The 7,930-nt window shown below is 72.9% G+C and carries 5 protein-coding genes; all 5 read left to right on the plus strand.

What is annotated here, in order from left to right; all coding sequences use genetic code 11:
• Positions 1 to 291 precede the first annotated feature (291 nt).
• The 5 genes from STRIP9103_RS09010 (at position 292) to rpmA (ending at position 7,871) form a co-directional block, all read left to right on the plus strand.
• Entirely contained in the window at positions 292 to 1,527 is a 1,236-nt protein-coding gene (locus tag STRIP9103_RS09010; protein ID WP_009305232.1) for a hypothetical protein, read from the plus strand.
• A gap of 48 nt (positions 1,528 to 1,575) precedes the next feature.
• Positions 1,576 to 2,385, plus strand: coding sequence for a TIGR03936 family radical SAM-associated protein (locus STRIP9103_RS09015; RefSeq protein WP_009305219.1), 810 nt, complete (start codon positions 1,576 to 1,578; stop codon positions 2,383 to 2,385).
• A gap of 247 nt (positions 2,386 to 2,632) precedes the next feature.
• Entirely contained in the window at positions 2,633 to 6,910 is a 4,278-nt protein-coding gene (locus STRIP9103_RS09020) for an Rne/Rng family ribonuclease (RefSeq protein WP_009305230.1), read from the plus strand.
• 371 nt (positions 6,911 to 7,281) lie between these two features.
• Positions 7,282 to 7,602: a 50S ribosomal protein L21 gene (gene rplU, locus STRIP9103_RS09025; RefSeq protein WP_004931419.1), complete on the plus strand. Its 321-nt coding sequence runs from the start codon at positions 7,282 to 7,284 to the stop codon at positions 7,600 to 7,602.
• Positions 7,603 to 7,616: 14 nt separating this feature from the next.
• A complete protein-coding gene (gene rpmA / locus STRIP9103_RS09030) occupies positions 7,617 to 7,871 on the plus strand; it encodes a 50S ribosomal protein L27 (RefSeq protein WP_009305234.1) in 255 nt (84 codons plus the stop codon).
• Positions 7,872 to 7,930: the final 59 nt, after the last annotated feature.

Here is a 7,930-nt window from a genome sequence, read left to right on the forward strand (position 1 = left end):
GCGGCCCGGGCCCTCCCTGGCGGCGACCGCCGTGATGGGCGTCGGAGCGGCCTGGTTCCTGATCGAGATGCATCTTCACAGTGCCGCGACACCCCTTCCGCGTGTCAGGGTTCGATGTCAGTCCCGCCGTTGACGGCGTTGGCTTCCGGCCGGAAGCCAACCTCGGCCCAAGGGGTTGTCGGCCGTTGAGAGCGGCGGGTGACACGCCGCGGGGAACACCGGTACGAACGAGGTGGGAAGTTGAAGGCGCGGCGCTGCATCCGGACAGGTCGCTGAGGCGTCTTCGTCCGCATGGACCTGGAGAAGCGGCCCGCCCAGCAGCCGGCACCGACCGAGTCGCGGCCCGTCGAGCCGACGGTACGGCGGACGCCCGCGCCGCAGGCGCCCGAGGGGTGTCTCACCGCCGCGATTCGGATTCCTGTGCGGATCGTCGTACTGGTGCTGGTCGTTCCGGTGCGGATGGTGTGGGACGCGCTCGTCGTCGCCGGGCGGTTCCTGAACGACGCCGTGCTGCGGCCGCTGGGGCGGGCGTTGCTGTGGGTCGGCAAGGCCGTCCTCGTGTGGCCGTGGGTCGCGCTGTGGCGATACGTCGTCGTGCCGGTCGCGAAGGGGCTCGGCTGGCTCGGGTACCGGCTGCTCGTGGTGCCGGCGGTGTGGCTGTACCGGTATCTCCTCGCGCCTGTCGGGCGGGGGATCGCCTGGGCCGCGCGGGGGATCCGGGCGGGCGTGGTCTGGGGCGTCTCCGGTGTCTGGGCCGGGGCGGTCTGGACTGCCAAGGGCATCGGTGCCGTGCTCGTGTGGCTGTACGGCTGGACGCTCGCGCCGCTCGGGCGTGCGATCGCCTGGGTGGCCAGGGGGATCGGCGTCGGGGTCGCCGCGATCGCGCTCGGTGTGTTCACGGCCCTGTCCTGGCTCGTGCGGTACCTCGTCGTCGTACCGGCCGTATGGCTGTACACGTATGTGCTGACGCCCGTGGGGCACGCGATCGCGTGGGTGGCCGGTGGTGTCGTTTGGCTTGTACGGATGATCTTCGTCGGGCTCGGGCTGGGGCTGTACTGGACGGCGCGTGTGCTGTTCGTGCTGCCCGCGCTCGCCGTGTGGCGGTGGGTGCTCACGCCGGTCGGGCGGGCCCTGGCCGTCGTCGGACGGGAGATCTGGGACGCGCTCGGGCACGCGTGGCGCGTCGCCGGGTGGATCTCGCTGGCCGTCGGGCGGTTCCTGGCGACCCTCTTCCGGTGGATCTTCGTCGAGCCGACCCGGTGGGTGTACCGGACCGTCCTCACCCCGGCCGGTCACTTCGTACGGGACGCGGTGTGGAAGCCCGCCGCCGCGGCGGCCCGCAGCGTACGCACCGCCACCCGACAGGCACTGGCCGGCGCCCGCGAGTCCGTACGGCAGGCACGCGCCGACTTCCGGCGGATGCTCTTCGGGGAGCCGAAGCAGCCGCAGCCTGTCGCCCGGCGGGAACCTCGGGCCGCCGAGGCACGTACTCTTGGTAGCAGTACGACCGCACTCACGAAGGACTGAACGACACTGGGCAAGCGACAGCCCGAAGGCCCGCCGCCCGCACCGGCGGTGCAGCGCATCCGACTGCGCTACACCAAGCGCGGCCGCCTCCGGTTCACCAGCCACCGTGACTTCCAGCGCGCCTTCGAGCGTGCGTTGCGCCGTGCCGAGGTGCCGATGGCGTACTCGGCGGGGTTCACACCGCACCCGAAGGTCTCCTACGCCAATGCCGCACCCACCGGCACGGGCAGTGAGGCGGAGTACCTGGAGATCGCGCTCACCGACGCGCGCGACCCCGACAAGCTCAGGATTCTGCTCGACGAGTCGCTGCCCACCGGCCTCGACATCATCGACGCCGTCGAGGCCCGCACCTCCGGGCTCGCCGACCGGCTCACCGCCTCCGTCTGGGAGCTGCGCCTGGACGGCGTGGACCCGGCGGACGCCGCCCGCGCGGTCGCCGCCTTCAACGCGGCGGACGCCGTCGAGGTCCAGCGCATGACGAAGAACGGCGTACGGACGTTCGACGCCCGCGCCGCTGTCGTCGCGCTTGACAGTCGTGACGCACGGGACGGGCGTGACGGTCCTGAGACGCACAGTCCACAGCCTGATAGGCCGACCGACCAGCCCTGTGCGATACTGCGGCTGGTTGTTCGGCACGTGACGCCTGCCGTACGACCCGACGACGTCCTGTCCGGTCTCCGCGCCGTGGCCGACCTGGCGCCGCCGGTCCCCGCAGCGGTGACCAGGCTGGCGCAGGGGCTGTTCGATGAAGAGACCGGCACGGTGACCGACCCGCTCGCGCCCGACCGCGAGGCGGCGACGGCCCTCACAACGGCCGCTGCCACCGCGAAGGCGCCGGCGCCGGAAGGCCCCGCGTAGGGACGGACGTCGTAGCGCCGCCCTCGTATCCGGGAGCCACCTGGGTCGGGCAGCGCACCGACCACAAGACTTTCGCCAGGCCGATACGCAACATGGCGTATCGGAACCGGCGAGACAGGACACAGAGAGTTCCCGTGCGGCGCCCGCGCCCCGGACGGCGGCAGCCGCGTACGACGCGAGCCGCGGACGTCACCGGCCAGGCCGGACCGGGTGCGGCGCCCGGGAGCCTGACGGGAGAAACGCCCGCATGCCCGAACAGATCGAACCCGTGGAGTCCGCGCAGGGCTCCGAACACAACACGCCCAGCGACACCCTGCCGCCGCGCCGTCGCCGCCGCGCCGCGTCCCGCCCGGCGGGACCGCCGTCGGCCATGACCGAGGCGTCGGCCGAGGTCGTCGCGCCGGCCATACCGGCTGCTGAGGTCGAAGAGCTCGCCGAGTCCGCCGCGATCGCGGCCGACGAGGGGGCTGTCGCCGCTGCGGCGAACGAGACCGCCCAGGTGGCCGAGGCCGCGGCGACCAGCGAGGCCGCCGAGGTCGAAGAGGCCGAGGCCGTCGAAGCTGCCGCCGAGGCGCCCGCCGTCGTTGAGGAAGCGGCGCCTGCCGCTCGTCCGCGTCGGCGTGCGACCCGGCGTGCGTCCGCGCCCGCCGGTGCGCCCGACAGTGCCGAGGTTGCCGAGACCGTGATTCCGGCCGGCTCCACCGCCGCCGAGACGGCCGGCGCCGCCGAGGCCGCCCCTGCTGCCGCCGAGGCGCCCGCTGCCGTTGAGGAAGCGGCGCCTGCCGCGCGTCCGCGTCGGCGTGCGACTCGGCGTGCGTCCGCCCCCGCCGGTGCGCCCGACGGCGCCGAGGCTGTCGAGCCCGTGGTGGCGGCGGAGAGTGCCGTGTCCGCCGAGCCCGAGGCTGCCGCCGAGGCGCCTGCCTCCGTTGCGGAGGCTGCGCCTGCCGGCCGTACCCGTCGGCGTGCGACTCGGCGTGTGTCCGCGCCTCCGGAGACCGCTGAGGCCGTGGTGGCTCCGGCGGAGGCCGTGACCGAGGCGCCCGAGGTTGTCGAGGCCGCGCCCGTCGCCGCTGAGGAATCGGCTCCGGTCGAGGAAGTCGCCGAGGAGGCAGCCCCGCGTCGTACGCGTCGGCGTGCCACGCGTCGGGTGGCGGCGCCTGCCGGTGCGCCGGTGGAGGAGACCGCCCAGGACGCCGAGGTGGCCACCGCCGCTGAGAGCGAGACGCCTGCGGCCGAGGCCGTGCCGGCCCAGTTCACTGAGGTCGCCCCGGTCCCTGCAGCTCAGGCTGCCCCCGCTGCCGAAAGCGAGGAAGCCGGCCCGCGTCGTACGCGTCGGCGCGTCGCGCGCAAGGCCGCCGGAGGGTTCTCCGAGCCCGCGGCGCCGGTCGGTGAGGAGGCTCCGGCTCGGCCCGCGCGGCCCGCTGTGGCCGTGTTCCAGGCGCCGGTGTTCACCGAGCCGATGTTCCAGACGCCGGAGCGGGCCGCCGCTCAGGCCGCCGCCGAGGCGGAGGCCGGGCCTGCGGAGGTCGTCGAGGCCGAGGCCACCGAGTTCGGTGGGTTCGCCGAGGAGGAGAGCACCGGCGGGTCGCGCCGTCGCCGTCGTCGGCGGGGTGAGTCCGTCGAGGCGGAGCCCGTGGGCGTCGCCGAGGAGGCGGAGGAGTCCGAGGAGTCCGAGGAGCCCGAGGCGGGCGCGGAGGACTCTGCCGAGGGTGATGAGTTCGGCGAGGAGGAGACCACCGGGTCGCGTCGTCGCCGTCGCCGGGGTGGCCGTCGCCGTCGTCGGGGCGAGTCGGCCGAGGCGGAGGGTGAGTCCGCCGAGGGCGAGGAGCTTGCCGCCGAGCAGGCCGCGCAGGACGCCGAGGACACCGCCGAGCAGGTGGACGAGGACGCCGAGGAAGAGGCCGACGAGCACGAGGAGGCCGGTGCGTCCGGCTCCAGCAGCAGCAGCCGCCGTCGCCGTCGCCGTCGTCGTCGCGCCGGGGACTCGGGCACCGACGCCGAGCCGGCGTCCGACGACCCGGAGCGTACGGTCGTCAAGGTCCGTGAGCCGCGTGAGCGGCGAGCCAAGGACACCGAGCCGTCCGACGAGGTGCAGTCCATCAAGGGCTCGACCCGTCTGGAGGCCAAGAAGCAGCGCCGCCGGGAAGGCCGTGAGCAGGGCCGGCGCCGGGTGCCGATCATCACCGAGGCCGAGTTCCTGGCCCGGCGTGAGGCCGTCGAGCGGGTGATGGTCGTCCGCCAGAGCGGCGAGCGCACCCAGATCGGCGTCCTGGAGGACAACGTGCTCGTCGAGCACTACGTCAACAAGGAGCAGTCGACCTCGTACGTCGGCAACGTCTACCTCGGCAAGGTGCAGAACGTGCTGCCGTCGATGGAGGCCGCCTTCATCGACATCGGCAAGGGCCGCAACGCCGTCCTGTACGCCGGTGAGGTCAACTTCGAGGCGCTGGGCATGGCCAACGGGCCGCGGCGCATCGAGTCCGCCCTCAAGTCCGGGCAGTCTGTTCTCGTCCAGGTCACCAAGGACCCGATCGGGCACAAGGGCGCGCGTCTGACCAGCCAGGTCTCCCTCCCGGGCCGTTACCTCGTGTACGTCCCCGAGGGCTCCATGACCGGCATCAGCCGCAAGCTGCCCGACACCGAGCGGGCGCGGCTGAAGACCATCCTCAAGAAGATCGTTCCCGAGGACGCGGGCGTCATCGTGCGCACCGCCGCCGAGGGCGCGAGCGAGGACGAGCTGCGCCGGGACGTCGAGCGGCTGCAGGCGCAGTGGGAGGACATCCAGAAGAAGGCGAAGAGCGGCAACGCGCCGACGCTGCTGTACGGCGAGCCGGACATGACGGTCCGGGTCGTGCGCGACATCTTCAACGAGGACTTCTCCAAGGTCATCGTCAGCGGCGACGACGCGTGGGAGACCATCCACGGATACGTCTCCCATGTCGCGCCGGACCTGGCCGAGCGGCTGCAGAAGTGGACCTCCGAGGTCGACGTCTTCGCGACGTACCGCATCGACGAGCAGCTGATGAAGGCGCTGGACCGCAAGGTGTGGCTGCCCAGCGGTGGTTCGCTGGTGATCGACAAGACCGAGGCCATGGTCGTGATCGACGTCAACACCGGCAAGTTCACCGGCCAGGGCGGCAACCTGGAGGAGACGGTCACCAGGAACAACCTGGAGGCGGCCGAGGAGATCGTGCGCCAGCTGCGGCTGCGCGACCTCGGCGGCATCGTCGTCATCGACTTCATCGACATGGTCCTGGAGTCCAACCGGGACCTGGTGCTGCGGCGCCTGCTCGAGTGCCTGGGCCGCGACCGTACGAAGCACCAGGTCGCCGAGGTCACCTCGCTGGGTCTGGTGCAGATGACCCGGAAGCGGGTCGGGCAGGGACTGCTGGAGTCCTTCTCCGAGACCTGTGTCCACTGCAACGGGCGCGGCGTGATCGTGCACATGGACCAGCCGACCGTCGCCGGTGGTGGCGGCAAGCGCCGCAAGCGCGGGCGCGGTGGCGCGGAGCTCGACCACGAGCACGTGGCAGCGCACGAGATCGCCGAGCCGGCCGAGTCCGTGGAGGTGGAGGAGCCGGCGGCGCTGGTCGAGGCCGAGGTGGCCGCGGCGGTCGCCGCGCCGGTGGCGCTTCCCTCTCCTGAGTTCGAGCCCGACGAGGAGCTGTACAGCAGCGTCGCCGAGGCCGAGGCGGCGGCCACGCGCGGCCGTTCGCGGCGTCGCGTGACCCGGCGGGCCTCCGCGCCCTCGGGTGCGCCGAAGCCGCGCGAGGCCGTGGCCGCCGCGTCCGCTGCGACCGCCGTCGAGGAGCGGGCGCCCAAGCCGCGGGAGGAAGCCGAGGCGGAGCCCGTCGCGGTGGAGGACCCGGTCGTCGAGACGCCGGCCGCCGTGAGCGCCGAGGAGGCCGCGCCCAAGGGGCGTACGCGTCGTCGGGCGACCCGGAAGGTGTCCGCGCCCGCGGGCTCGCCGGCCGGGGCCGCGGCGGACGACGCCGTGGTGACGGTCGCCGAGGCCGAGGTACGGGAGGCCGAGCCGGTGGCGGAGCCCGTGGCCGAGTCGGCCGCGGAGCCGGTCGCCGCGCCCGTCGTGGAGCCGGAGGCGGCCCCCGCGGCCGAGAGCGCTGCTCCGGCTCGGCCGAGGCGGCGTGCCGTGCGCAAGGCGACGGCGCCCACCGCGTCGGAGGAGGCCGCCGTCGTGGTGGTCCCGTCGGCCCAGACGGAGGGCGTGGCCGAGGCTCCCGCCGAGGCGGAAGGCGCGGCCGAGGGTGCCGCTCCGGAGGCGGCTCCGGCCGCCGGCTCGGAGGAGACCGGGACCGAGGCCCCCGCCAAGAAGACGGCGCGGAAGACCGCCAAGAAGGCGACGGCGAAGAAGGCCGCCACGAAGAAGACGGCGGCCAAGAAGACGGTCGCCAAGAAGGCCACGGCCAAGAAGGCGGCGACGGCGAAGAAGTCGGCCTCGAAGAAGACCACGGTGGCCGCCGAGCAGGCGTCCGCCACGGTCACCGCCTCGACCGACGAGGGCTGAGCCACAGGGGGCGGGCGCGCGCTGCCCGTCCCAACTGGTGCCCCTGCCCGGTGGATTCACCGCCGGGTGGGGGCACCGGTGCGTTCAGGGAGCGCGCCGACGGGGCTCGATGAGTGAGCCGACGGGGCCCGATGAATGGGGCGACGGGCCCGATGAGTGAGCCGGTAGGGCTCGATTTGCCCCCTCGGGCATGGCGCCCGTACTCTTGACCGTCGGCGTGTCCACAGATGTCCGTCCGGATGTCCATTCGGACGCGCCACATCCCCGTAAACCTCATCCTTCCGGGCGCGGGGCGCCTCGGGAGAGGCCGTTCGTGTGTCGGGCGGCTGGACTGCGGGGGTGCCGTTCCCGAGCGAGAGAGTGAGATCCGCGTGTACGCCATCGTGCGCAGCGGTGGTCGCCAGCACAAGGTTGCTGTCGGCGACATCGTTGAGGTTGACAAGATTTCCACTGCCAAGGTTGGCGACACGGTCGAGCTCTCGACCCTGCTCGTTGTCGACGGCGACGCTGTGACCAGTGACCCGTGGGTGCTGGCCGGCATCAAGGTCCAGGCCGAGGTCGTGGACCACCACAAGGGCCAGAAGATCGACATTCTGCGCTACAAGAACAAGACCGGCTACCGCCGTCGTCAGGGCCACCGCCAGCAGTACACGGCGATCAAGGTCACTGAGATCCCCGCGGCTGCGAAGTAAGGGACTGAGGAGAGATGGCACACAAGAAGGGCGCATCGTCCACCCGTAACGGTCGTGACTCCAACGCTCAGCGCCTCGGCGTGAAGCGCTTCGGCGGTCAGGTCGTCAACGCCGGTGAGATCCTGGTCCGCCAGCGCGGCACGCACTTCCACCCGGGCTCGGGCGTCGGCCGTGGCAAGGACGACACGCTGTTCGCGCTGAACGCCGGTGCGGTCGAGTTCGGCACCAGCCGCGGCCGCAAGGTCGTGAACATCGTTCCGGTCGCCTGACACACCCCTTGAGGGCGGCCCGGTCTCGGGCTCAGGCGCCGTAGAGCGTTTCGCGAGGG

This window comes from Streptomyces ipomoeae 91-03, from assembly GCF_000317595.1.
GTDB classification, from domain to species: Bacteria; Actinomycetota; Actinomycetes; order Streptomycetales; family Streptomycetaceae; genus Streptomyces; species Streptomyces ipomoeae.

Bases quoted from the DNA above. Each gene is read 5' to 3' on its own strand.
- STRIP9103_RS09010 (WP_009305232.1), top strand. From the start codon at position 292: ATGGACCTGGAGAAGCGGCCCGCCCAGCAGCCGGCACCGACCGAGTCG.
- STRIP9103_RS09020 (WP_009305230.1), top strand. From the start codon at position 2,633: ATGCCCGAACAGATCGAACCCGTGGAGTCCGCGCAGGGCTCCGAACAC.
- rpmA (WP_009305234.1), top strand. From the start codon at position 7,617: ATGGCACACAAGAAGGGCGCATCGTCCACCCGTAACGGTCGTGACTCC.